Source organism: Maritimimonas rapanae, from assembly GCF_057837205.1.
This window is the reverse complement of the sequence record NZ_JBYQFI010000005.1, coordinates 1-2,854: the sequence shown is the minus strand read 5'-3', so window position 1 is coordinate 2,854 and position 2,854 is coordinate 1. Positions and strand designations below refer to the sequence as shown.

The following is a 2,854-nucleotide window of genomic DNA, read 5'->3' as shown; positions in this document are numbered from 1 at the left end:
CGTCCAATATAGAATCTCCATCTGAATCTTGAGCTTGAACTGCACTGTTCAAAGAAATTCCTAAAGAAAAAAGAGCTATTAGAATGACAATCTTATAATCACTCTTCATGAATTTAAAGTAATTTTTCTTCATAATATGTTTACTTAATATTTTTTAGTAATTCAAAGGCTTATGAATTACATTTTCCCCTTTATAATCTTAGCTATTAGCAACAAATTAGCTATTCTGACAAATATATAAAAAAATGTTAAAGCCTATTTTTAAACTACTTTTATTTTTTATTCAATTATTAACTTTTTATTTTATTGATTTTTTAATAATCTTAAATTCAGTTCTTCTATTCTCTTGATGTTGTTCTGGCGTACATTTTACAGAACTTGAACATTTATTCACTAATTGCATTTCGCCAAAACCTTTACTCACAATTCTTTCTTTATTAATTCCTTTTAACACAAGATAATTCTTAACTGATTTTGCTCTTTTATCAGATAATACCTGATTATAAGCTTCTGTATTATTAGAATCTGTATGAGATCCAGCCTCAATATACATTTCAGGGTTGGCTTTTAATATTTGCACTACTCTATTTAACTCGTATGCAGCATCTTTACGGATATCAGACTTATCGTAATCAAAATAAATTGGATTTGTATTAATGAATTTATCCGTTTGCTTTTCTACAAATTGCTCACTTGGAAAACCATTACCATCCACAACCATAAACTCTATTCTTCTATTTGCCTGATGCTCTTCTTCAGAGCAATCAACGAAGCTTTTACATTTATTCACGTATCGTTGCTCTCCATAACCCTTGCCAGTAATTCTACTTGGGTCTATTCCTTTTGATACTATATAGCTTACAACGGTTTTTGCTCTTTTATCAGATAAAATCTGATTATATGATTCTAAATTTCTAGAGTCAGTATGTGCTCCAGCTTCGACTACAATCGCTGGATTTTCCTCCATAATCTGAACAACATTATCTAATCCTTTCAACTCATTATCTGATAAACTCCACTTATCATATTCAAAGTAAATAGGTAAGATTTTAACAAAATTACTTTTGCTGTTGTTCTTAGAAATTGGCGTTGTAATCACTGTTCTTTCAGTATTACTCTCCGAGTTGTTTTCAGAAGTCGAAGCAACAGTGTTTTGCTCGTTGTCAATCACATCTACATAGGTAAGGTTTACTTTTTTATCAAGTTTTACATTGTTTACATTAGCATTTGTAGAAGCAAATCTGTCATTATCATTTACAATCACAAACTCTGTTCTTCTATTTAACTGATGCTTTTCTCTAGGGCACTTAACAAAACTTGAACATTCGTTTACCAATTGCATTTCGCCATAACCTCTCGCTGCTATTCTACTTGGATTAATCCCTTTTGAAAGAATATAATCTACCGTAGCTTTGGCTCTTTTTTCAGACAATACTTGATTGTATGCTTCCCTTGCTCTTGAATCAGTATGTGAGCCCGCCTCAATAACCATAGAAGGATGATCTAACATAACCGCGACAACTTTATCTAGTTCTTTAGCTGCTTCTGGACGAATATTCCATTTGTCAAAATCAAAATAAATAGTGTTGATGTTTATCATGATTTTTTCGTCTACCACCTTTAACTCTGGAACTAAGTCTACATATACATTTAGCGGATCAGCATCCAAATCATTAACTGTTTTTGCAGGAACTTCTTCTCTTAAAAAACCTGGAGCAGTACCAACTAAAGTAAATTCAGTATTACAAGGCAATTCAAAATTGTATGAAGCATCCTCGTTAACAACAACTTCTTTAATATTATTGCCGTCTTTATCTAATAACTGAACGGTTGCACCTGGCAACAAAGCATGTGTTTCTTTATCTCTTACAACGCCTGTGATTTCTTGATTACATTCAAAATGAATTGGTGGAAAAGATGAGAACCTATAAATATCATCATCTCCTTTTCCTCCTTTTCTATTAGAAGAAAAATAACCTTTGTGGTTGGTGTCGTCTATTATATATGCGAAATCGTCTTTATTACTATTAACTGGCTCTTCAAGATTGATTGGTTCAGCAACTGTATTATCAAATATTTTGCTTGCATAGACATCTAAATCGCCAAAACCAGGTTTTCCGTTTGAAGAATAATACAAGATATTATCATCACTAATAAATGGAAACATTTCACGTTCTTCTGTATTGATCTTTTCTCCAAGATTTCTAGGTTCACTATATGTTCCATCGTTATTTATATCTACAACATAAATGTCTGTTTTACCAATAGATTCTGGCCTATCTGATATAAAATATAATTTAGAATCATCAACACTTAATGCGGGATGCCCTGTAGAATAACTTAAATCATTAAACGGAAGTTTTCTTATGTTTATCCACTCCCCCTTATCAGTAACAGAAGCTTTAAATAATTGAATGTTGTTTGTTCCTGTTGAATCAGTTCTAAACTTTCTCTTTAAATAATCGTTAGCACTAAAATAAACTGTTTTCTTATCCTTAGCAAAAGAGACGACACCTTCGTGATACTTGGTGTTTATATCTCCAATAACTCTTTTCTTGTTAGTAATCTCCCCATTTTCATCAATATCACCGATGTATAGATCTAAAAACGGTTGATTATTCCCTTCCCATTTAATTCTTGTAATAGAGATGTTATCTTTTGGAGCTGCAAAAATCACTTTATTCTTGCCAAAAAAAGCTGTACCGAAATCTGATAATTTAGTATTAACACTAACTCCATTAACGGTATATTCACCAGGTGTAGTCTGAGCAAAAAGGAAAGTAACTGTTAAAAAAACAGTTAGAGTTAGTAATCTTTTCATTGTGCATTTAATCCACATTAAATATATAATTAT

1 protein-coding gene is annotated in these 2,854 nt (G+C 31.4%); it reads right to left on the bottom strand.

Annotated elements, in window-relative coordinates; genetic code table 11:
• Positions 1-298 precede the first annotated feature (298 nt).
• Positions 299-2,821 (bottom strand): OmpA family protein, encoded by a 2,523-nt coding sequence (locus tag AC3IF2_RS13215; protein ID WP_489168029.1) that lies wholly within the window; start codon positions 2,819-2,821, stop codon positions 299-301.
• Positions 2,822-2,854 lie beyond the last annotated feature (33 nt).